The sequence below is a fragment of the Streptomyces sp. NBC_01390 genome (assembly GCF_045040105.1).
Lineage (GTDB): Bacteria > Actinomycetota > Actinomycetes > Streptomycetales > Streptomycetaceae > Streptomyces.
The window spans coordinates 11,277,772-11,298,843 of the sequence record NZ_CP109551.1; the positions used below are offsets into that span (position 1 = coordinate 11,277,772).

The following is a 21,072-nucleotide window of genomic DNA, read 5'->3' on the forward strand; positions in this document are numbered from 1 at the left end:
GGTGCGGATGCGCTCCGTGTGCCTGTTCAGCCGGACGATGCCTACGTGTGTGTCCGCCATGTGCCGTCGGTGCATCGTGCGGCAACCCGTGACTTCGCAGGCCGGCGCGTGGGAGCAGGAGCAGGCCGAGCCGGCTGCAGCTCTACCCCAGGCGCTGCTCTCGGTTGTCGACCGTCAGGAGCCTTACGAGTTCCGTGAGCTGGTCGGGCTCCAGATGCCGTCGCAGGGCCATCGCGGCGTCCTCCGTGCTGCTGACGGGGATGCTTAGCTTCCGCTGGCGAAAGCCCGCCCTGATCATGGCGGCGTGCGTCGACATGCGTCCCGCGAGGACTTCGGCATGCAGGTCGGGGCGGTTCTTGCGCAGCCGGCGAAGGCCGGCCGCTCTGGAGGTCCCGGACGGAGCGGCCGCCTCAGCAACCTTTTGTATGTCATCCAAGAGGTCTCTCCGTCTGCCCTGCCGCCCCGCGACGGCCTGATCGAGCAGATCGCAGGCGACGGGATCATCGGCAACGATCTTCCGGATCAGTTCCATGGTCGCCCCGAGGCCTTCGGTGGGCGGTGCCGCCACGAAGTCGACGAACCGCTCGTGCTCAACCAGCCTGCCCAACGGGGTGATGAAAGCCCGCCACGCTTCTTCCTCCACGACCCGCCGAAGCAGCACCGGAAGATCCGTCAGGCCATTGCCCGTGGAACGGATGCCGCTGCCCAGAGCCTGCACCAGGACGGCATTGGCCTTCGGCGAGCGCGGGGTCACGTGTTCTCAATCCACCGGTCGAGGATGACGAGCCGCTGGCTGAGGGTCTCGAGGGTGGCCTGATCGATCGATCGCTCGCTGAATGACCGGTTGAGTTCGTTATGGAGGTGGCTGTGAGGCTTGCGCGTCATCCGGCTGAGCCGGCCGACCTTGCGCTTGATCAGGTCCCGGACTTCCTTCTTGCGTTGCGACATCGTCAGCTCGACCTCGGGCTCCGGCGCCACGCCGGGTTTCGCCGAGGTCCCGGTGAGCCGCAGAAGCCGTGCGATGGCCGATGGCTCGGTCCCCGGCGGCAGACCCGCCTGTTGCCCAAGACGTCGCGCGTGCAGCAGTTCCGCTTCCTCGAACGCGTCGCCGCTGCTGATCGTGAAAGCGTGGGCGGCCGTCGACGACCCGATCACCTCCGGCGTCCTGGGCAGCGCCCGGTCCGTCCCCTCGCCTTCCGCAGTGGAACGGCGGACCCGGCTCTCCTCGTCCGCGAGAACAGCATCCACCGTGCGCTCGATCGCGGCCGCGTACCCGAGGAGCTGGGTGATGGAGGGAATGAAGACGCGGGCGCACATGTCGTCTTCGTCGCCCTGCTTGCGCACACAGCGGCCGACGACCTGGCGGAAGAACATCTCTGTACGGATGCGGGTGGCGTAGACGATCACTCCGATGCGGGGGATGTCGACGCCTTCGGACACCATCTGCACGGCAACCAGCCAGCGGGAATCACCGGCGCCGTAGCGCTCGATGACTTTGGAGGCAGCAGGATCATCCGATACCGCAACATCCACCTGATCGCCCGTCTGGCGACGGAGAATCTCGGCGTAGGCATGGGCCGAGGCCTGGTCCGTCGCGACGACCAGGCCGCCGCAGTCCGGTTTGTCCATGCGTATGAGCTCCAGTTCCTCGTGCGCCCGCAGCAGCACCGAGGGGATCCAGTCGTGCGTCGGATCGAGAGCGGCCTTCAGCGCTGCGGCCAGAGTGGTCGGATCCGTCTCCGACAGCTTCTGCGCCATGGGGTGTTGCGAGGCGAACCGCCATCGGGCCTCACCGTCCATGGCGGGAAAGGCGACCGGGCGGACGACCTCCTGGTCCTGCAAGGCCATGCCGTAGTCGTAGTTGACGTCGGGCACGACACGCCGGGCGGCGTCGTAGTTGAGGAAGGGGATGGGCTTGCTGTCACTGCGGAAAGGCGTTCCGGACAGCGACAGGCGGCGGTAAGCCTCACCGAATGCCTCGGCGAGCGCGGCACCCCAGGCGAGGTGCTCGGAGTCTCCTGCGTGGTGGACTTCATCCAGGATGACGAGCGTGGGCCTGCGACGGTCGCAGGCGAGCTTCTTCCACAGCAGAGGGCTCGCGGCGACTGACTGATAAGTGGCAACGACACCGTCGAAGTCCCGTGCGACCTGCTGGTTCCGGTTGACGAAATCGGAGTCGAGCTTGATGCCCTCCCTGTTGGCCGCCTTGGCCCACTGCCCGCGCAGGTGAGCGGTCGGAACGATGACGATGATGTTGGAGATTTCGCTCCTGTCGATCATCGCCCTGGCCGCCTGGAGGGCAAAGGTCGTTTTGCCGGCCCCGGGGGTCGCAACCGCCAGGAAGTCCCCCCGCGCGCCGAGGAATTTACGGAGGCCGTCTTCCTGCCACCTGCGAAGTCTCATGTAGGTCGTGCCTTTCTGAAGGTTGCAGCAGGGGCAGAGGGCCTGCCCGTTGACGACGTCGGTGGGGCCGCCGACGGAATAGGGCTCGATGTGATCTCCGTGCCAGCCGGGCTGGAGCGGCGTATCGCAGCGCTGGCAGATGCCATCCGCGGCCAGGTACAGGGCAGTGCGCTCGGCTCCGTTGAAGCGCCGCCTGGAGACTGGGAAAGGGATTCTTTCGGCCACCGAACGTCCCGTCGTCTGGGGCCGTCTTTGGCCAGGAGGTAACCGGATATTCACTATTCTGACGGAAAGTTATTCATTGATCGAGCGAAAAATGACAAAGTCACAATTCGCTTTCCGGTACGACTACTTATCGGTACTGGATATTCTGTTCGAATTTGCGGAGTTTTTTGGGAGTTGACGGCTGGCAGCCCCGCTCGTCGGGGGAGACGTATGCGGCGCGGACGACTACAGGAACAGCCGGTCCATCGAGTTGGGCATGCGTACCCACGGCAGGCATGTCAGCTCCTCCACCGGCGCCAAAGGGGAGGGCAGGGCGTGACCTGTCACCCTTTGTGCCTCCGCGCGTGAGGGCACTTCCTCACCGGAGAGCTGTGGAATTCCCTGCTTGAGAGGCCGGTGCTGGTGGTGCCAGAGGGTCAGCGGCTCGATAAACCGGTAGCCGTGCCGAAGCGCTGTCCGCGGCAGCCAGTCCTGGTATTCGGTCTTGTCCAGTACGCCGTTCAGGCGGCGCACCTCGAGCCAGGCCAGATCCCGGGTCAGCAGCGACAATCGGCTGAATTGCGCCAGCGGCCGCACCCGCTGTTCGCCCAGCTTCGCCGCGAGAACAGCCCACTCCTCCGTCTGTGCCGGGTCCTCGAGATACCCGGAGCGGACGAGGACGGAACAGGCGTCCGCGAACACCCACCGCCCGGCAGGTCCCAGGCGTTTGCGCATCCGGTTCAGGCGCTGCTGCGCGCGGACGACCTCCGCGAGCTCGCTGAGATCGACGTAGGGGTGCCTGGTGCTGCGGGAGTTGTCCGTCCAGCGCTGATGGCGCAGGCATACCTGCCAGGGGTCGGGCAGGATCAGCCAGGCAGGCGAGCGGGTGCCGCGGCGCGCCGCACACAGGGAGCAGGCCTGCACGATGTAGCCGGCCCGCGCATCCCAGGGCCACTCCCAGTCGTCCTTGGCGTCCTTGGGCATGAGGAATTCGTCACGCAGGCCGACCAGACGCTCCTGCATCTCGGCCACGGTGTGGCCGGCCAGCGTGGCCAGCCGCTCGCGCGCGTAGCGGCTGACGTACATCTCGGTGTACTGGGGATCGACCGGCACCGGGCCGGTGCCCATACTCCTCAGCACCTCTTCCCGGGGGCGGTTGTTACGGGCAGCCAGCCGCGTCACGTACGAGCCGGTGGACTCGCCCTGCAAAAACCGCAGCCGCAGGTGCATCCGGCGCCGCCCGAGCCATTCGTCCCGCTTCTGCGCCATGGCGGCGTCCTCCTTCCGGGATGTCTGGCTGCGGCTTCATCTAACTCCCGCCGCCCCTCGGCAGGCAGCTCAGGCCGACGAAACGGTCCGACCTGGCGCGCATCCGGTCCCAGAGTCGACTTCTTACGCACATGTGAAGAAAAGAAAGAGCAGATTCGATCAGTGCCGACCGGAACCTGCAGGAAGAGTGCCACGCTCTTGTACTGCAAACAGGCTGGTGAAGGTGCCCCCGCGGGCACGGAGTTCCGCGACGAGGGAGTCAGCGCGTCACATGTCCGGCCGTGTTCAGCTGCGCCCCCACCAACGAGAAGCCGTCGGCGCGGGCGTTGACGCCCTGAGCGGGACGGGGCACGCGGCCGTGACCATCATCGCCGCCTGCGGCACCGGCAAGACCCTCATCGGCAAGCGCGTCGCCGAGCACTTCGCCGCGCGGGGCCCCGTTCTCGTCCTCGTCCCGACCCTCGAACTCCTGACGCAGACCGCGGCCCGCTGGCTGGCCGACGGTGGCTTCGACCAGCTCATCGGCGTGTGTTCACTGCCCGGCGTCCACGACCGCAGCCTGCGCGGCCACCTGCTGCTCACCGGAGACGCCGGGGTGCTGGCCCGCCGGGTCGCCGAGGGAGGACGCATCGCCGTCTTCGCCACCTACGCCTCCCTGCCCACCATTGCCGAGGCCCACCGTGACCAGCGGCTGCCGCCCTGGGTCTTCGCGCTGGCCGACGAAGCCCACCGCACCAGCGGCGACTGGGACAAACGATGGGCGCTCATCCACGACGACCGCGCCATCCCGGCCGCGCACCGCCTCTACATGACCGCCACGCCCCGCAACTGGCGCACCACATCAAATCCAAAGGCGCGCACCCGGATCGAACGGCTCGCCTCGATGGACGACCCCACCATCTACGGCCCCGTCGTCTACCGCCTGGACCTGGCCGAGGCCATCGCACGCGGCATCCTCGCCGACTACCAGCTCATCGTGCCGGAAGTCCACGACAGCATGCTGCGCGACATCCTCCACGCACCCCTGCCCACCCCGCACCAGGACGGCCTCCGTCTGGCCGCGATGCAGGCAGCCCTGCTGATGTCCATGGCCGAACACGACGTGCGCCGGGTGCTGTCCTTCCACGGCCGGATCGCCGCCGCCCGCGGCTTCGTCGCCTCTCTGCCCGAAACCGCCGACCTGCTCGCGGAGCGCACCGGCATCCGCAACCCCTGGGCGAACGCCCTGTACTGCAACCAGCCGACCTGGCGACGCCAGCAGATCTTCCGTGAGTTCGAGCACTTCTCCGCCCACACCCCGGGCAGCACCGCCGCCAGCCATGACTGCGCCGTGCTCGCCAGCGTCCGTGTACTGAGCGAAGGCGTCGATGCCCCCGACACCGACGGAATCCTGATCGCCGACCCGCGCCGCAGCCCGAGCAACATCGCCCAGAGCATCGGTCGGGCCCTGCGTAAACCTCCCGGCCAGGCCAAGTGCGCCTCCATCTTCATCCCCGTCTACATCGCGCCCGGCCAGTCCACTCAGGAAGCCATGGACTCCTCCTCGTTCTCGGACTTCTGGCGCTTCTTCAACGGCCTTGCCGTCTACGACACCAGGGCGTACCAGCGCTTCGGCTCCCGAGTAAAGGCGCGACCACAGCCCCTTGCACCTCGCCCGCACCGCGCCGACGAGGTCACCCGCACCCTGAAGCTGCGCACCCACAAAGCCCCCAACAACGCCTTCTGGAACGACGGTTTGCAGGCCGCCCAGGCCTTCTGGACCAGCCACGGTCACCTGAACGTCCCCAGCGAACACGTCACCAGCGACGGCCTGGCCCTGGGCCAGTGGATCGGCCAGCAACGCTCTCTGTACGCGGCAGGCGCCCTGCCCGCCGAGCGCATCGCCGCCCTCACCAGCATGGGACTGGCCTGGCCGCATCCCCCCGAAAGTTTCGAACACCACCTGGCCCGGATCACCGCCTGTGCCGCCCGCCACGGCACCCTCGCCCTGGGCAAGAACGCCCACGGCGGCGACCGCCGCCTGGCCGCCTGGCTGGAGACCATGCGCTGCCGTGCCGACACCGGCCAGCTCGCCCCCGCCCGCATCGCCTCCCTCAACGCCATCGACCCGTTTTGGAACCCGCCCTGGAGCCTGCGCTGGCAGTACACCTACACGCAGATCAGACGCCGCCTGACCACCAGCACCTGGCGGTGCACCTACCACCGCCACGCCAGCCGTGACTCCGCCTGGGACAGTTGGCTGGACCGGCAGATCACCCACTCCGACCTGCTCGATTCCCAGCAAAAACACCTCCTGGCCGCCCTGGCGCGCGCCTGCCCTGACGCCCACCCCCACAGCATGCTGCTGACCCGTCCCATCAGCCTCCGCGAGCGCGCCTTCAACCGCGGCCTGCGCGCGGCACGCCAGTACCACCAGCGCTACGGGCACCTCGACATGCCCAAGGACCACACCGAAGAGATCCTCGGCGACCAGGTCCACCTGGGTGCCTGGCTGGCCCGACGGCGCAGGGACAGCGCCCAGATGACGCCCCGCCAGCAAGCCGGCCTGGAGGCTCTCGGCTTCGAGACGATGCCGGTCTTCCTGCCGCCCGCACCGCCGCTCCGTGATGCGGCTGCCTGAACCAGCCAGCACGCTTCGCCGGGCGGCCGGACTTTAGCCCGTACCCGTGCCGTCGTTTCCAGCCGGTCCGGCCGCGGAAGGTGTGCCGACCGAGAGGTAGAAGACGCGCGAGCCGCGCTTGGCCCGCCGTACCCGCCCCTGCGCGACCAGCGCCTCCAGCGCGTGACGCATCGCGGGCTCCTTGATCCTCCTGCGGGGGTGCGCCCGGGCCAGTGAGGTGGCGACATCGTTCGACGAGCAGGGCTCGCCACGTCGTTTCAGCTCACCGGTCACCAGATCCCGCAGCGTCGGCGCCTTCTTCGCGGGCTCCGGTGATTCTTCTGCTGCCACGGCCGCCTGGCCAGAACCAGCAGCGGCACTGCCGTCCGTGTGCGGCACGCCGTCGGACACGGGCGGAGCGGCAGGACTGCCGGCGGTCGTGGCAGCACCGTCTGCGCCCGCCTCCGGGCAGGCGGTGGCGGAGTGATCCGAAAGGGCCTCCCGCAGGCTCAGCAGCAGCGCGTGATTGCCCTCCAGGGTGTGCAGTTGATCCTGCAGCGCGGTGATCTCCGCACGGACGCGCTCGCGATCCTTCTCGACGAGCTCCAGGTCGGCATCGATCTTGGCCGTGTAGCCCGTTCTGAGAGTGAGAAGATCCGAGACCGCTTCCACTATGACGTCCAGCCTCCCGCAGAAGTACGAACTCTGGGGGACGCTAGCGCCCGCACCGCCATGCTCGGCCGCAAGAACGAATCATGACCGCTCCCTGTCCGAGCGTGCACATACATGATCAGTTACAGCCATTGTCCGACCGGATTCGCACCTTCATGAGCACGCGAGCCATGAGCTGGTGGACTGGTGCCACGTGTGCGGCAGCAGTCGGGACCAGCCTGTCGCGTCTGCGAAGCGGACCGCCCGGATCTTTGCAACCTCGGCCGCCCAGAGGGTACTTGGCCCGCAGCGGAGATACTGCACCGTAGAAAGCGCGGAGTGCCGAGAGAGGGGCGAGCGTGCGGGCCTGCGGGTCGGACGCGGACACCGAAGGCCGACGATGCAGAGGGCTGCGGACCGACGCGGTGCGCAACCGGACCAGGATCCTGGACGCAGCCCAGGAGATGTTCGTGGAGCAGGGGCCGCAAGCACCCCTGGACGAGATCGCACGCCGCGCAGGAGTCGGTAACGCCACCCTCTACCGCCACTTCTCCGGGCGAGAGGCCCTCCTGGCGGACGTACTCGAGCGGGCTGCCACGGCCGGCGCTGATGCGGCTGAGGAAGACGACCCGTTCGCCGCGCTCGGCCGTTTCGTGCAGGCTGCGGCCCGCCAGCGGCTTGCCTCCCTGTGCTGCCTGTCCGCCGAACTCGCCGGTGTGCGCCCGGAACTGGTGCGCCAGAAGGATCCGCCTGGTGCACGCCGCGCAGCTGCTGCTGACCCGTGCGCAGCAGACGGGACAGGTACGCACGGACGTGTCCCTGGAGGAGCTCATGACGGCCGTCACCCAGCTCAGCCGCCCGCTGCCGGGCATCAGCTGGTCGGCCACCGACCAGCTCAGCGCGCGCATCCTGCAGCTGTACCTCGACGGCCTTCTCCTCCCCAACCCGACCTGAACCGGCAGTCCTTTCCCCGGCCCGTCCTCCTGGCGCACCTCCCAACACCGAAAAGTGGCGCCGGGAGCGCTACCACGCAGGGCAGTCCCGACAGTGTGGGCGGAGCGGGACAACAGGCCCGCCGCGAGGTCACCTTCCTGGTGGGGCGCTGCTCGGTGTGCTGTGTTCGGGGAGGCGCCAGGAGATCTCGTCATGCTCCCTGAGGTGCTGCCAGGCGGCCAGGAGACGGCAGCGGACCAACTGGTCGAGGAGATCCTCCACCTGCTGCGGGGACTGACCGCCCAGCCGGGCAAGGACGTCGAGTTCCGCACTTCCGACGCCGTCGGACGTATGGGCTGCCAGGACCAGAGCGGTGAGCTGCACCGCGGGAGACACCCCGCGCGGCGCGACCAGCGGAACAGGGCGCAAGGCCCAGTGCGCCGCGCGGGCGCCGCGACCGGACGTCTGGGTCTGCATGTCCGCATCGAGCAGACGCGCTTCCACGTGAGGACGCAGCGGGAGGGAACAGCGGAGCCACCCGGCATGCTCCAGTTCGCTCCAGAGTTCGGCACGGCCGTGCAGCCGCATGCTGCGCAGAAGACCGTTGGGGAGCCGGACGCGGCCTCGGCCGTCGGCGCGCAGGGCGCATTGCAGGGCCAGCAGCCGGGCGGCGGGGGAGGAGTAGCAGGGCAGCGCCACCCCGAGGTAGGTGAGCATTTCCCGCACGCGCAGCCGCTCGCCCGGTCCGTGCGAGGGCCTGATTACCGGACCGGCCTGCCGCGCGCGTGTAGAGGCGAGCAGGGTGTCGGGTACGACGGCGGTGTTGGTGGTGGCGGCCGCGCAGGCGGCGCATGCATCCGCGAGGCGCCACACGCGGCCGCTGCGGTCGCAGGTCAGCGCCAGGAGCACGGGGCCGGCGCAGCCGCGGTGGCGCGGGTGCCAGGAGCAGCTTCGAGCCCGGCACTGGCAGGTCCGCAAATGCCTGGGCAGCACGTCCCGTCGGGCGTGACGGGCCAGGTGCGTCAGGGCAACGGAGCGGGCCGAGGCGGCCGGTAGTCGGTAGCCGTGCAGCGTGCATTGAGGGCAGCTCAGCAGTGGCCCGCCCGGCTGCGGGTGCAGCCGCACCGTCCAGATGCGCTGCACCGTCTCGTGCGTGGAGAGCCTCATCGGGCTCGCTTTCCTCCGATCTGATCGGTGCCGTCGAACGGGCGTGCCCCAGGCGTCGTCCGGGGCGGGAACAGGGCACGCTGCAGCACTTACTCCAGCACCGCCGAGTGTCACCCCTTCCCTAGCAAATAGTGCAGAGGTCTGCACTGACAGGGCAGGGTCCTGCACCGTCGGATGGTGGAGTGACGATCTTGCCGCCCGATCCCGACCTCCTCGCGTTGCGCGTGACGCTGGCGAGGCTGAGGGGCGAGCGCGGCTGGACCTTCGACGAACTCGCCCGCCGCAGCGGCCTGGCCCGGCGCACCCTCATCGACCTGGAACACGGCCACACCACCGGCAGCGTCACCACCTGGCATGCTCTCGCCCATGCCCTCGACGTCTCCCTCGACGAGCTCCTCGGCTCCCTCTGTGCAGACCACACCCCACCCGGCACGCCGCAACTCTGAACCGCCCGTCAGGCCCCTCCGTCACCCCGGCGCGACATCACCTGAACAGGCGACCCGTCATCGAGCACGCGTTCGCTCAGTCGTGCGGGCGTTCCCCCGGATTGCGCCATCCGTAGGACACTCTGAGGTGCTGTCCCGGTGCAGCGGCGCGTCGTCTGGAAGCTTCACCGCCATGTGCCCCAACTCCGCCTCCGCCTCCTGCCACTGGGACGGCAGCCCGCCCGCCCCCCGGCCCCGACGGCCGCTGCGGGTGGCCGCCACCAGCCCCAGCCGCCTGCTGCGCACCGGTCAGAGCGGCCGCTGCCGCACCTGCGGCAACCACATTGACTTCTACCAGCGCACCGATCGGCGCCCCATCGCCCTGCACCCCGCCGAACTCGCCGTCGCTCACGTCCCCGCTTCCTGCCGCTGGCATCTGAGCTGCGGCATCGCCCACCCGCACGGCGACGGCAGCGCCTGGTGCCGCATCCCGCACGCCGTGCTCTGCCCGAGCCGCACCCCGACTGCCCGCCTGACCACCCACGTCGAGGAGATGCGCCGCCAACTCGGCGTCCGCTCCCGGCGCCTGATCGACTCCGGTGCCTTCGCCCTGTCCACACCACCCGCGCTCAAACGTGAGCCGGCGACCGCCAGCGCCTGGCCCGCCCGTCCCGTCGCGCAGCTGCTGCTGGGCCGCTATCTCGCCGACCGGCCGGTCGAGGACATCCAGTGTGTGGCCCAGACCCGGCACCGCCGCCGCTGCCCGCTGCCCGTCCTCGCCCCCGACGCCCCCAAAGGGGTCTGGGCACTCCTGCCCGCCAGCCCGCAGCGCGGCCAACTCACCCTGCCCGCCGGGCTGATGGCCCTCTACGACCTCAGCCGCCTGCCGTACGGGGAGCAGCTGCGCTGGCGCACCCAGCGCTGCCCCGCCCATGCCGCCGCTCCGAACGCCGCCGACCTTGCCCTGGCCGGATGGCAGGTCTTCGACCCCCTCCTGCACGCAGCACACATCCGCACCCGCCTCCCGCACCGCCCCGGCGGCGAGGCATGACGATGGCGCACCACGCCCTGGAAATCACCCTGACCCGATCCCTCACCGCGGCCGAACTCCATCACGCCGGCCGCACGATGCCGCTCGCCGCCAACTCCGACGCCACCCGGCTCATGACCGTCGTACGCGCCAAAACCCCGGGAAAGGCCCTCACCCGACTGCGCCGCCAGATCGGCACACGGCTGCCCATCGACGTCATCACCACGCACTACCCCGACCGAAGCGGCAAGATCCTCCTCAACGTCGCCTTCCCGCCCGCCGCACACACCGCCCTCGCGGCAGCGGCCGACCGCGCAGCACAGACACCCCAACGCTTCGTGGAACTGGCCCTTCACCGGGCCCTGGCCCAGCACGCCAGCGACGAGGCCGACCGCCTCGACCGGGCCCTGCAGCAACTGCTCGCCCACACCACGCCCGCCCATCTCATCGCGGCCGTCGGGCACGCCCTGAACCGCACTTCCGGAGCCGCGCCGTGCTGAAACCGACCGACGAACAGGCCGCCGCGGCCGACGCCTTCCGCACCGGCGAACACTTGGCCCTGCAGGCCGGTGCGGGCACCGGCAAGACCACCACCTTGGCCCAGCTCGCCCACGCCACCCAGCGCCGCGGCCGCTACCTCGCCTACAACCGGGCCATCGCCCAGGACGCCACTGCGCGCTTCCCCAAGAGCGTCCTGTGCAAGACAGCCCACGCCCTGGCCTACGCTGCCGTCGGCCACCGCTACACCCGCCGCCTGGGCGCCCCCCGCCGTCCCGCCTGGCAGACCGGGCAGGCCCTCGGCATCACCAAAGCCCTCCGCATCGGCGAACGCGACCTCTCCCAAAAGACCCTCTCCTACGTCACTTTGCGCACTGTGGCCCGTTTCTGCCACACCGCAGACACGACGATCACCAGCCACCACATCCCGCACCTTCGCGGCCTGGAAGAGCCCAGCCTGCACGCGCAACTCGCCGCGCACGTCGTCCCGTTCGCCCGCAAAGCCTGGATGGACCTGCAGCATCCCGACGACGGCGCCGTCCGCTTCGATCACGACCACTACCTGAAAATCTGGGCCCTCACCCAGCCGAAAATCGACGCCGACTTCCTGCTCCTCGACGAAGCCCAGGACACCAACCCCGTCGTCGAGCAGATCTTCCTCGCCCAACGCGACCACGCCCAGCTGGTCATGGTCGGCGACTCCGCCCAGGCCATCTACCACTGGCGCGGCGCCAAAGACGTCATGACCGGCTTCGACGGCACCCAGCTCGCCCTGTCCCGGTCCTTCCGCTTCGGCCCCCGCCTCGCCGAAGAAGCCAACCGCTGGCTGCACCTGGCCGACGCTCCCATCCGTCTCACCGGGGCCGACACCGTGCCCACCGAACTCGGCCCCGTCACCCGGCCCGACGCGGTGCTGTGCCGTACCAACGTCGGCGCCATGGCCCAGGTCATGGACCTGCTGTCCGGCGGACACCGGGTCTGTCTGTAAGCACTTCTTTGGGCTCCACTGCACCGAGTTCTTTTGGCTCCATGGGCAGGCTGGTGGGGGCGTGCGGGGAGGGTGTTCGCGCCGCTGTAGCAAGGTGATTTGGCCCCACTTCGATCGGGTGGTTCCGCTGGCCGGGACGGGGGGTCGGCGCGGTATTTTTGGGGTCTCGGTCAGACCTCTGTCAGCGTGCCCCCGACAGGTGCGTGGAGGCTGCCGACCCGACTCGGCTGAGGTCGCGGACCGCCCAGTGTCCGCGATGGCTGGACGAGAACGGGCGATGGTCCGGTCGGCACTGGGACTTGGCGGCCGGGTCCAACAAGGCTGCGGCCGGCCTCCCGTGAGGGAGGCCGGCCGCAGTTGTCGGTTGCTGTCAGCGGCGTCGTTGCTTCTTCTGGCTCTGTGCGAAGCGGTAGGAGTCGGTGCCGGTCTCCACGATGTGCGCGTTGAAGGTGACGCGGTCGACGATCGCTGTGCAGAGGCGGGGGTCGGTGAAGGTCTGCTTCCACTCGGAGAACGGAGCGTTCGACGCGATGGCGATAGCCCTGCGTTCTTCACGCTCGGTGAAGATCTGGAACAGCAGTTTCGCTCCGGCCTTGTCCAGATCGAGATAGCCGAACTCGTCCAGACAGAGCAGGTCGACGCGGCCGTAGCGGGCGATGGTGCGGGCCAGCTTCTTCTCGTCGGCGGCTTCCGCGAGCTCGTTGACCAGGTTGACCGTGGTCGTGTAGCGGACCTTGAGGCCGGCCTCGGCCATGGCGGTGCCGATCCCGATGAGCAGGTGGGACTTGCCGGTGCCGGAGTCGCCGATCAGGCAGAGCGGCTGCCCGGCCTTGACCCAGGCCGGGTCCGCCAGGGTGCCGACCAGTTCCGGCGTGACGTTCGGGTTCTCGGTGAAGTCGAAGTCCTCCAGGCGCTTGGGCCGGGGGAAGTTGGCTTCTCTGACCAGCCGCTGTTTGCGGCGTTCCTCGCGTTCGGCGCACTCGGCTTCCAGCAGGTCCGCCAGGAAGTCCTTGTAGCTGGACCGCTGGCGCATCGCCTCCTCGGCCATCTCCGAGACCCGGCCGCGGATGGTGGGCAGATGCAGGCTGCGGCATGCCTCGTCGATGACCGTGTCCACGGCCTCCTCCGGTCCGGCATCCCGGCGGGGTCCAGGAACGTGCTGGCGGGCGGGTGCGGCGGTCGTGCTCATGCAGTGCCTTTCGGTTGGCGGGTCAGGAGCTGGTCGTAGTGCGTCACCGTCGGCAGCGGGCGCTTGTCCTCGGGCAGCTGGGCTCTGCGGGCGGTCAGTGACACGACCCCGCTGGGCTCGGCCCACGGAGGCGGGTCGCCCGCGTCGTCCAGGTCCTCGGGCGGGGCCGGCGCCTGCGCGGCGGCCTTGCGGGCCTCGATGGCCACCACGTCCGCGGTGGTGGCGCCGGCCCGGATCGCGGTCGCCATGCCCAGCTGGACCGCGTCGGCCGGCATGCGCCGGTGCAGCAGCAGGACCTCGATCAACGCTCTGGTCCCCGCCGCGTCTCCGTGCGCGGTGCGGGCCGCGGCCCAGAACGCCTCGTGGGCTTCGGTGAACGACCCGTTCTGGCGGGCCGTGGCCAGCGCGGTCGAGCCGGCCATGGCGCCGGGCTTGGCCAGCAGGATCTCCAGGTAGTGATCGAGTTCGTCGCGGAACTCGCCCCGCCGGGTCAGGCGCGGGTGACGGGCCACGATCTTCCGCCGTTCGAAGACCAGCAGTTCATTGCCCCGCAGCAGCACGCGCACGTTCTGCCCGATGAAACGGGCGGGCACCGAGTAGTGGCACTGACGGACCGTGATCCGGCTGCTGCGGTCGGCCTTCGGAGTCAGGGTGATGCCGCACTCGAACTCCTCGAACGGCAGGGGCAACAACTGATCGGTCTCGGTGATGAAGTTGAAGCCGATCGTGGTCAGCCTGCCCGACAGGATCCGGGCGTCCTCGGCCGCGTCGATCTCGGTGATCTTCTCGTTCAGCTCTTCCAGCGAGGCGACGTCCGGGACCGGGACCAGGTGCGTGCGCCGAAACCGTCCGCCCTCGTGCTCGACCCCGCCCTTCTCATGAGCGCCCTCCTGGCCCGGGATGCAGTAGAAGGCGTCGAAGCCGTAGTGCGCGCGGAAGGTGAGCCACCGCTCCGACTCCACCCGGCTGCGGCCGGTGCAGACCCGGTTGACCGCCGGCTTCAGGTTGTCGTAACGGATGTGCCGGGCCGGCACCCCGCCCAGGACGTTGAACGCCTCGACATGCCCCTCCATGAAGGACTCCTGTGCCTGCGAGGCATAGACCCGGTGGACGGCCTTGCCCGAGTACGACATCCGCAGCGTGAACAGGTGGCACTTGACCACCTCACCCGCCAGCCGGACCCACACATCCGCGAAGTCGACCTCCGCTTCCTCACCGGGAAGATGCACCTGCGGAACCATCCCGTCCATGTGCCGGTGCCCCTCCCGGGCTTCCGCTTCGATCTCCTTGCGCCGGACCACGACGTAGTCGCAGACCGTGGAGTACGACGCCTGCTCGAAGCCGTACTCCTGCGCGAGACGCTGCCAGATCCGCCGGGCGGTGTGCTTCTGCTTGCGCGGCGCGGTGAGGTCCTCCCGCAGCATCGCGTCGACCCAGCCCTTCGCCGGGTCCAAAACAGACGCCCGCGGCACCGGTTTCTTCCTCTGCGGCGGAACCGCCGAGTTCAGAGCCTGGCGCACCGTCCGCCGGTGCACCCCGTACTTCTCCGCGAGAGTCCGCTGTGACAGCTCCGGATCGAGACGCTTGTCCCTCCGGATCGCGGCGAACAGCTCAGCGCGCGACAAACTCACCCGGCCTCCCGACATGACCGCGATCAACACTCACGGCCTCCGACAAGACCGTGATCGACGCACACACCCTGCCGTCGCCGGGCGGACGGAGCAGCGCATTCACTCCAAAGAGGGCACGTCGCGGACCTGCCTGTCGGCGAACTCGATGACGTCGCCAGCCTTTAGCGGGCGTTGGGTCTGTCAAACGAGCGGTGTAACTGGGGTTGTTGGAGTTACTGACGGGCTGCCGAGAGGCGGCCGTCGAAGGTGATGTCGAAGGCGTTGAGTGCGGTCTTCCAGCGCATGGTCCAGCGGGCTTGTCCCTTGCCGGTGGGGTCCAGGGACGTGATGGCCATGTAGACGCACTTCAATGCGGCCTGCTCGGTGGGGAAATGTCCGCGGGCTTTGACCGCCCGCCGGATCCTGGCGTTGACGGACTCGATCGCGTTGGTGGTGCAGACGATGCGCCGGATCTCGGTGTCGAAGCGGAGGAACGGGGTGAACTCCTCCCACGCGTTCTCCCAGAGCCGCACGATCGCCGGATACTTCCGGCCCCAGGCATCGGCGAACTCGGCGAACCGCTCGAGTGCGGCCTCCTCGGTCGCCGCGGTGTAGACGGGCTTGAGGACGCGGGCGATCTTGTCCCAGTCCTGGCGGGCGGCATAACGGAATGAGTTCCGCAGCAGGTGCACCACGCAGGTCTGGACCGTGGTGCGGGGCCAGACGGCCTCGACCGCGTCAGGCAGGCCCTTGAGCCCGTCGCAGACCAGCATGAGGACGTCGTTCACACCGCGATTCTTGATCTCGGTGAGGATGTGCATCCAGTGCTTGGCGCCCTCGCCGCCGTCGCCCGCCCACAGCCCGAGGATGTCCCGCCGACCCTCGACAGTGACCGCCAGGGCCACGTAAATGGGCCTGTTGGCAACCGCCCCGTCACGGATCTTCACGTGGATGGCGTCAATGAAGATCACGGGATAGACGGCGTCGAGGGGCCGGTTCTGCCATTCGGCCATCCCGTCGAGAACCTTGTCGGTGATCGTTGAGATCGTCTGCCGGGACACCTCGGCCCCATAGACTTCGGCCAGGTGGGCCTGGACCTCACCGGTCGTCAGGCCCTTCGCCGCGAGCGAGATGACCATCTCGTCCACGCCGGACAGACGCTTCTGCCGCTTCTTGACGATCTTCGGCTCGAAGCTGCCTTCCCGGTCGCGGGGCACGGCTATCTCCACCGGGCCGACATCGGTCAACACGGTCTTGGCCCGGGTGCCGTTCCGTGAGTTGCCGCCGTTCTTCCCGGCCGGATCGTGTTTGTCATAGCCGAGATGGTCGGTGATCTCACCCTCGAGAGCGGACTCCAGGAGCCGCTTGGTCAGCTGCTGGAGCAGCCCGCCCTCGCCGGTCAGCTGAAGGCCCTCGGCCTGAGCCCGGCCCACCAGCTCGTCAATCAGTCGGTTGTCCACAGACTTCGCCGGCGCCTCAGACGGCTCGACGGCCTCGGGCTCAGTCACGTTGTTGCTGGTCATCGATGCATCTTCCATGATCGGGAGTTACACCGAACGTTTTACAGTCCCCGGGCGTTGTATTTGGCTGCTGCGGTGCTGTCAGCAGGTGGGGAGACGGGTTCCGACGACCACACTGAGGTCTGCCGCGAGGCGAAGTTCCGTGGCCCGGAGTTCGGGGTGTTCCAGCCAGTGCAGGCGGGACCGGTCGGGTGCGCCATTGAAGTGGGGTGGCCATGTGGTGGCGGGGGTGAAGTCATCGATCACTACTGTTCCGCCGGCGGTGAGCAGGCGGGCGGGATCAGCGGTGCCGTCGCCTTTGGCCTGCCCTCCACCGTCGAGCACGAGCAGGTCGTATGGGCCGTGATCTGCAATGCGTCGCCAGTCGCCGTGGAGGACGTCAACGTGATCGCAGTCTTGGAAGACACCCGCCGCAATGCGGGCCCGTTCCAGATCACGTTCGACGCTGATGAGCCGGGCTCCGTTGACCGCGCCGGAGGCCAGCCAGGCCAGGCCGACACCGCATCCAGTCCCGGTCTCGCCTATGCGGCGTGAAGCCCCTGCAGCCAACACCTGTAGCAGACGTCCTTGTTCGGGCCTGCAGGAGAACGCGAAACCGTGATGGCGCGCTGCCTGCACGGCCCGCTGGACCAAGGCGGGGATGTTGTTGTCCTGGTACGCATCGGTTCCCTGAAGCGACATGCCGTGATTATGGCCGCACAACGTTCCTGCGAGCTGGCGGAAGCAGACGAGAGCGACAGCAGCCCTGGCGAAGGCGAGAAAGCATTCCGGCATGCGCTCGTAGCACCGTTGCCGGCGCCGGACACCGCCCACATGGTGGGTTCGACCGTCCACTTGTAAACCACCGAGTGGAGCCAGATCAACTTCTTACGTCCTGGAGCCACTTTCAGTCCGTGCAGTGGAGCCCAAAGAAGTGCTTACAGACAGTCGCCCATCTCGCCCCCGAAGACCAGTCCGAGGTAACCGTCTCCACCGCGCACAAGGCCAAAGGCCGGGAATGGGCACAGGTGAAGATCGCCGACGACTTCACCCCGCCCTCCGACGGCCCGCCGCGCGACACGGGGCAAGGGACTGCCCGCCGGATCGACGACAAAGAGGCATGCCTGGCCTATGTGGCCGTCACCCGCACCCGGCACCGCCTCGACATCGGCGGCCTGTCCTGGATCAACGAGCACCCGGAAGGAGCATCGGCCAGTCCCCAGCCACCGCAGTGATACACGGGGCGGGGTATGGGCGTTCGGTGCCTCCGTCTGGAAGGAGCCCACGGAGGAGCGGCGGTACAGATCGCAATGATCCGGGACGGTGCAGCATTGAGTGTGACGGGCGCCGACCCTACCGGTGACGGCACATCCGAGAAGCCCTCAATGGTCGCCCGCTGTCCACAGACGGCCCCCGGCAGGCTTCTTGAGCTATGAACATCAGCTCCCCGGGCATCACCCGGAACAACAAGACGACGCCGCGCTGCGAACGCCACGACGCGCTCCTCCAGCCGGAAGAGCGGACCGAGTTCGCGGCCCGGTTCCCGGCCGGCCACCGGGCGCAGATGGCGTTCCTCCTGGCCAACTACGCCGACAACACCTCCGTGGTCGGGGCGCTCTTGGGCACCGGAGTGCGTACGGTGCGCCGCCACTGCCGTGGGTGGCCGCCACCGCCCGGGCTCCGGCTGCGCCGGGCTCTGCGCCGCCGTGTCGTGGACCTCGTGTGCCCGCGGTGCCTGTCCGATCGTGCGGTGGAAGCGGCGCGCCAGGCGAAACGGGAAGCCCGGCGCGCGGCCCGACGGATCCCGCGTGATCAGGGCGGCCCGGATCACTGATACCCGCTTGCCCAGGATCTTCAGCTCCTGCGTGACGATGAAAGCTTTCCTACATCGCTGATAGTAAAAGGCTGATTCACATGCGAGAGTTGCATAGATCCAGGTAAGATGGCGGCATGGGATTGAGCTTGGAGGAGTCGCTGCGGCTGACAATGGCCGCGTTGATGCAGGTGACGGGTGGCTCGCAGCGGTCGGTTGCGGGGGTGCTGGGGCTGACGCAGACGCAGGTGTCGCGCCGGCAGTCGGGCGCCATCTCGTGGAGCCTGCGCGACGTCGACCTCCTGGCCGAGCACTACGGCATCGGCGCGCTGGACTTGCTGGCGGGTCCGACCAGAGCGTGCGAGGTGCTGCCCGCCGACAGGCGCCGTTCTGTCCGGACCGAAGCGAAGGGGACGAGCCGGTGAGCGACTTCGATGCGATCGACTCGCTGCTCGATGCTGTCGGCCCGGAGGCCGAACTCCCGCCCTGTCAGGTGCGCCGCGAGCTGCGGGAGTGGGCTCGGTTGTCCAAGGCGCAGGTGGCACGCGCGCTCGGCGTGAGCCCGTCAACCCTCAGCGGATGGGAGAGCGGCCGGGACCCGGCCGGCGAGATCCGCACGAAATACGCGTACCTGCTGGACGGGCTGAACACCAAGCTCGCCACCGAGGCCGAGGCGGCGCCGGCTGCGGAGCAGCCCCTTACGTCAGACACGGCCGCGACCGTCACCCCCTCGTCTTCGCCGGATCCCGCGCAGGACGAGGACGGGGACGACGTAGAACTGCTCGTCGTACCCGAGCCGTGCGTGCTGTGCGGCCGTCCGGCCGGACAACGCGTGGCGGGGTTCGCTCAGCACCTAGCCCCGGCCGACTGCCAGCCCATCGCCACCGGAGCCCCCGCCACCGCGCCTGCCCCGCCAGCCGAACAGCCCACTGCGCAAACCCCGAAAGTGCCGCCGCGCACGACACGTCCGGCGCGTGCGACGGAGCGTTCCAAGGGCCCGGCCCGCCACGCGTTCCAGGAGCCGTCCGGCCCGGTCGACCTGATCCGCGATGCGGTGCAGGGCGCGCTCGCCGAGCACCGGGGCGACGTCGACGCAGCCACGGCGGCGCTGTTGAAGCGGGCGATCCCGGACGCGATGCGACTGCTGGACGAGACCCGCAAGGGCGCCCGCTACGACGTGATCGCGCACCCCTGGATCCCCGACATCCTCAAGAAGCAGACCGCGCGCGGCGCCGACCAGATCTGGGAGGCCCGCCCCAAGTGGACCCGTCACGAACTCCCGCCCGGCCAGCATGAGGTGACCGCGCTCGACGTCAACGGCGCCTACCTCTCCGCCCTCAAGACGCACCTCCCCCTAGGCCAGCTCGAGCACTCCACCGGCCTGGCCCACGACCGCCGCCGCTCCGGAGTCCACCTGATCACCCCGCCCGAGTGGGAGCACGAGGCGGTGCTGCCCAACCCGATCGGCCAGAGGGACGAGCCCGGCCCCCTGTGGGTCACCGAGCCGACGCTGCGCCTCCTGCTGCGCCTGTCCGGCCCGAAGCGCCAGCTGTGCGCGCCTCCTCAGATCCACGAGTCGTACACCTCCGGGGCCACGGAGAACCTGCTGGAAAAGTTCCGCATCGCGTTGAAGGACGCCCGCGACACGGCGATCGAGCAGGGCGATACGGTGACGCTGGAGTACGTGAAGGCGATGTACTCGAAGTTTGTCTCCACGATGGGGGAGTCGAACTACAACCGGGAGCTCTACCGCCCGGACTGGATGCACCTCATCCGCAGCCAGGCCTTCGCCAATCTGTGGCTCAAGGCGCTCAAGGCCCATGACGAAGGCCTGGCCGTCGTCCGGGCGATGGGCACCGACGAACTCCACGTCATCGGTGACTGGCACCGTGTCTTCGCCGAAGGTCGCAGTGTTACCGAGGTCAAGGTCAAGGACACGTACACCGCCGGAACTGACGCCGGTGAGCACACAGGAGAGGGGGAGTAGTGCCGGAGAAGAACATCGACTTCGGGAGGTTCGGCGCCCAGGGCATCAAGGGCAGCGACGCCGTCGCTCGCAAGCTCGACGAACTCGCGGGCGGCATCGCCACTCCTGTGACCGCCAAGCGTGGATGGACGGCGCGCCTGCACTATCTGACGAAGTCGACCCAGACCCTGAAAACAGCGCAGGACGCCGGACTCACAGTGACCCACCGGACGCTGAAGGCCTGGCTTGAGGGCGAACGCCGCCCCTCCAAGGCCAACCTGAAACGTATCGACCAGGTGTACCGGGCGGTGCGCCGTCACAACGTCGCCCGCCATCTCCTCAGGCGCCTCAACCGCGACGGACGTGGTACGCGAGTGGAGATCCACCCGCTCAACCAGTCCCAGGTGCCGCAGCCGCTGCAGCGCGTGGTGGAGTACCGGACGATGAACGTGCGCCGCTGGGACCGAATCGTCGGCTCCTGGGCGGCCGGCGACCACCAGAGCCTCGACGCCGCGTGGCAGGACACGATCGTCGACCTCGGCTCGCAGTGGGGCCAGTACGAGTACGTCACCAACGTCGGCTTCGCCGCGTAGAGCCCTGCGCCGGAAGGTGGTCTTCGGCGCCTGCTGGGATGGCGTACGGTGGGGATCACCGACGCGGGGTGGAGCAGCTCGGTAGCTCGCTGGGCTCATAACCCAGAGGTCGCAGGTTCAAATCCTGTCCCCGCTACTGCCGAAGAGGCCCGGATCTACACGATCCGGGCTCTTTTGCGTTCCCGGCGCAAGCCCATGTCTGCCTCCTGCCCAGCAGGAGGCCCGGCCGCCCTTG

The 21,072-nt window shown here is 68.8% G+C and carries 19 protein-coding genes, 1 tRNA gene and 2 pseudogenes; 13 read left to right on the forward strand and 9 right to left on the reverse strand.

Going from position 1 to position 21,072, the window contains the following annotated elements:
* Nucleotides 1–142 precede the first annotated feature (142 nt).
* From OG241_RS50285 to OG241_RS50295, 3 genes are all read right to left on the reverse strand, one after another.
* The gene (locus OG241_RS50285; RefSeq protein WP_405812626.1) at nucleotides 143–754 is read right to left on the reverse strand and encodes a hypothetical protein; all 612 of its coding nucleotides are present in this window, start codon (nucleotides 752–754) and stop codon (nucleotides 143–145) included.
* The gene (locus tag OG241_RS50290) at nucleotides 751–2,628 is read right to left on the reverse strand and encodes a DEAD/DEAH box helicase family protein (protein ID WP_405812624.1); all 1,878 of its coding nucleotides are present in this window, start codon (nucleotides 2,626–2,628) and stop codon (nucleotides 751–753) included. Before OG241_RS50290 ends, OG241_RS50285 begins: the two co-directional genes overlap by 4 nt.
* 225 nt (nucleotides 2,629–2,853) lie before the next feature.
* Nucleotides 2,854–3,876: a TniQ family protein gene (locus OG241_RS50295; RefSeq protein ID WP_405812623.1), complete on the reverse strand. Its 1,023-nt coding sequence runs from the start codon at nucleotides 3,874–3,876 to the stop codon at nucleotides 2,854–2,856.
* A 271-nt stretch (nucleotides 3,877–4,147) separates the two neighbouring features.
* On the opposite strand from OG241_RS50295, the gene OG241_RS50300 reads away from it, so the two are divergent.
* Nucleotides 4,148–6,496, forward strand: a complete 2,349-nt coding sequence (locus tag OG241_RS50300; protein WP_405812621.1) for a Helicase associated domain protein — start codon at nucleotides 4,148–4,150, stop codon at nucleotides 6,494–6,496.
* A gap of 33 nt (nucleotides 6,497–6,529) precedes the next feature.
* Here the strand turns inward: OG241_RS50300 and OG241_RS50305 are convergent, their stop codons facing one another.
* On the reverse strand, nucleotides 6,530–7,147 hold the full coding sequence (locus OG241_RS50305) for a hypothetical protein (protein WP_405812619.1): 618 nt from the start codon (nucleotides 7,145–7,147) through the stop codon (nucleotides 6,530–6,532).
* A gap of 443 nt (nucleotides 7,148–7,590) precedes the next feature.
* On the opposite strand from OG241_RS50305, the pseudogene OG241_RS50310 reads away from it, so the two are divergent.
* Nucleotides 7,591–7,644 (forward strand): annotated as a pseudogene (locus OG241_RS50310) (hypothetical protein); the annotation flags it as partial.
* Between the two features lie 235 nt (nucleotides 7,645–7,879).
* Entirely contained in the window at nucleotides 7,880–8,080 is a 201-nt protein-coding gene (locus OG241_RS50315; protein ID WP_405812618.1) for a hypothetical protein, read from the forward strand.
* Between the two features lie 129 nt (nucleotides 8,081–8,209).
* On the opposite strand, the gene OG241_RS50320 is transcribed toward OG241_RS50315, so the two are convergent.
* Nucleotides 8,210–9,226 (reverse strand): hypothetical protein, encoded by a 1,017-nt coding sequence (locus tag OG241_RS50320; protein WP_405812616.1) that lies wholly within the window; start codon nucleotides 9,224–9,226, stop codon nucleotides 8,210–8,212.
* A 182-nt stretch (nucleotides 9,227–9,408) separates the two neighbouring features.
* Here OG241_RS50320 and OG241_RS50325 point away from each other — a divergent pair, with 182 nt between their 5' ends.
* From OG241_RS50325 to OG241_RS50340, 4 genes and pseudogenes are all read left to right on the forward strand, one after another.
* Nucleotides 9,409–9,672, forward strand: a complete 264-nt coding sequence (locus OG241_RS50325) for a helix-turn-helix transcriptional regulator (protein WP_334661510.1) — start codon at nucleotides 9,409–9,411, stop codon at nucleotides 9,670–9,672.
* A 172-nt stretch (nucleotides 9,673–9,844) separates the two neighbouring features.
* Nucleotides 9,845–10,702 (forward strand): DUF6083 domain-containing protein, encoded by an 858-nt coding sequence (locus OG241_RS50330; protein WP_405812613.1) that lies wholly within the window; start codon nucleotides 9,845–9,847, stop codon nucleotides 10,700–10,702.
* Nucleotides 10,699–11,181 carry a hypothetical protein gene (locus OG241_RS50335; protein ID WP_405812611.1) on the forward strand — a complete coding sequence of 161 codons (483 nt, stop codon included), beginning with the start codon at nucleotides 10,699–10,701 and terminating at the stop codon, nucleotides 11,179–11,181. The genes OG241_RS50330 and OG241_RS50335 overlap by 4 nt, the downstream gene beginning before the upstream one ends.
* Nucleotides 11,178–12,164, forward strand: a pseudogene (locus OG241_RS50340) (UvrD-helicase domain-containing protein); the annotation flags it as partial. The gene OG241_RS50335 and the pseudogene OG241_RS50340, both read left to right, overlap by 4 nt.
* Before the next feature lie 373 nt (nucleotides 12,165–12,537).
* Here the strand turns inward: OG241_RS50340 and istB are convergent.
* The 4 genes from istB to OG241_RS50360 all read right to left on the reverse strand — a co-directional run bounded on the left by istB (nucleotide 12,538) and on the right by OG241_RS50360 (nucleotide 17,167).
* Complete coding sequence (istB, locus tag OG241_RS50345; protein ID WP_405812609.1) at nucleotides 12,538–13,356, reverse strand: IS21-like element helper ATPase IstB; 819 nt, start codon at nucleotides 13,354–13,356, stop codon at nucleotides 12,538–12,540.
* Entirely contained in the window at nucleotides 13,353–15,002 is a 1,650-nt protein-coding gene (istA, locus tag OG241_RS50350) for an IS21 family transposase (RefSeq protein ID WP_405825959.1), read from the reverse strand. Before istA ends, istB begins: the two co-directional genes overlap by 4 nt.
* A 197-nt stretch (nucleotides 15,003–15,199) precedes the next feature.
* Nucleotides 15,200–16,489, reverse strand: a complete 1,290-nt coding sequence (locus OG241_RS50355) for an IS256 family transposase (protein ID WP_405812607.1) — start codon at nucleotides 16,487–16,489, stop codon at nucleotides 15,200–15,202.
* 78 nt (nucleotides 16,490–16,567) lie between these two features.
* Nucleotides 16,568–17,167 (reverse strand): O-methyltransferase, encoded by a 600-nt coding sequence (locus OG241_RS50360; protein WP_405825966.1) that lies wholly within the window; start codon nucleotides 17,165–17,167, stop codon nucleotides 16,568–16,570.
* Between the two features lie 212 nt (nucleotides 17,168–17,379).
* Here OG241_RS50360 and OG241_RS50365 point away from each other — a divergent pair, with 212 nt between their 5' ends.
* From OG241_RS50365 to OG241_RS50390, 6 genes are all read left to right on the forward strand, one after another.
* The gene (locus OG241_RS50365; RefSeq protein ID WP_405812605.1) at nucleotides 17,380–17,700 is read left to right on the forward strand and encodes a 3'-5' exonuclease; all 321 of its coding nucleotides are present in this window, start codon (nucleotides 17,380–17,382) and stop codon (nucleotides 17,698–17,700) included.
* Between the two features lie 197 nt (nucleotides 17,701–17,897).
* Nucleotides 17,898–18,299 (forward strand): hypothetical protein, encoded by a 402-nt coding sequence (locus OG241_RS50370; RefSeq protein ID WP_405812603.1) that lies wholly within the window; start codon nucleotides 17,898–17,900, stop codon nucleotides 18,297–18,299.
* Nucleotides 18,300–18,415: 116 nt separating this feature from the next.
* Nucleotides 18,416–18,703, forward strand: a complete 288-nt coding sequence (locus OG241_RS50375) for a helix-turn-helix domain-containing protein (RefSeq protein ID WP_405812601.1) — start codon at nucleotides 18,416–18,418, stop codon at nucleotides 18,701–18,703.
* Complete coding sequence (locus tag OG241_RS50380; protein WP_405812599.1) at nucleotides 18,700–20,265, forward strand: helix-turn-helix domain-containing protein; 1,566 nt, start codon at nucleotides 18,700–18,702, stop codon at nucleotides 20,263–20,265. Before OG241_RS50375 ends, OG241_RS50380 begins: the two co-directional genes overlap by 4 nt.
* Complete coding sequence (locus OG241_RS50385; protein WP_405812597.1) at nucleotides 20,265–20,837, forward strand: transcriptional regulator; 573 nt, start codon at nucleotides 20,265–20,267, stop codon at nucleotides 20,835–20,837. The genes OG241_RS50380 and OG241_RS50385 overlap by 1 nt, the downstream gene beginning before the upstream one ends.
* 62 nt (nucleotides 20,838–20,899) lie before the next feature.
* Nucleotides 20,900–20,973 (forward strand) — tRNA-Met (locus OG241_RS50390).
* Nucleotides 20,974–21,072 lie beyond the last annotated feature (99 nt).

What these genes read in the sequence shown, in the direction of transcription:
- OG241_RS50295 (WP_405812623.1), bottom strand. Translation starts at nt 3,876, where the DNA reads ATGGCGCAGAAGCGGGACGAATGGCTCGGGCGGCGCCGGATGCACCTG.
- OG241_RS50300 (WP_405812621.1), top strand. Translation starts at nt 4,148, where the DNA reads ATGTCCGGCCGTGTTCAGCTGCGCCCCCACCAACGAGAAGCCGTCGGC.
- OG241_RS50320 (WP_405812616.1), bottom strand. Translation starts at nt 9,226, where the DNA reads ATGAGGCTCTCCACGCACGAGACGGTGCAGCGCATCTGGACGGTGCGG.
- OG241_RS50330 (WP_405812613.1), top strand. Translation starts at nt 9,845, where the DNA reads ATGTGCCCCAACTCCGCCTCCGCCTCCTGCCACTGGGACGGCAGCCCG.
- OG241_RS50335 (WP_405812611.1), top strand. Translation starts at nt 10,699, where the DNA reads ATGACGATGGCGCACCACGCCCTGGAAATCACCCTGACCCGATCCCTC.
- istB (WP_405812609.1), bottom strand. Translation starts at nt 13,356, where the DNA reads ATGAGCACGACCGCCGCACCCGCCCGCCAGCACGTTCCTGGACCCCGC.
- istA (WP_405825959.1), bottom strand. Translation starts at nt 15,002, where the DNA reads ATGTCGGGAGGCCGGGTGAGTTTGTCGCGCGCTGAGCTGTTCGCCGCG.
- OG241_RS50355 (WP_405812607.1), bottom strand. Translation starts at nt 16,489, where the DNA reads ATGACCAGCAACAACGTGACTGAGCCCGAGGCCGTCGAGCCGTCTGAG.
- OG241_RS50360 (WP_405825966.1), bottom strand. Translation starts at nt 17,167, where the DNA reads ATGTCGCTTCAGGGAACCGATGCGTACCAGGACAACAACATCCCCGCC.
- OG241_RS50370 (WP_405812603.1), top strand. Translation starts at nt 17,898, where the DNA reads ATGAACATCAGCTCCCCGGGCATCACCCGGAACAACAAGACGACGCCG.
- OG241_RS50375 (WP_405812601.1), top strand. Translation starts at nt 18,416, where the DNA reads ATGGGATTGAGCTTGGAGGAGTCGCTGCGGCTGACAATGGCCGCGTTG.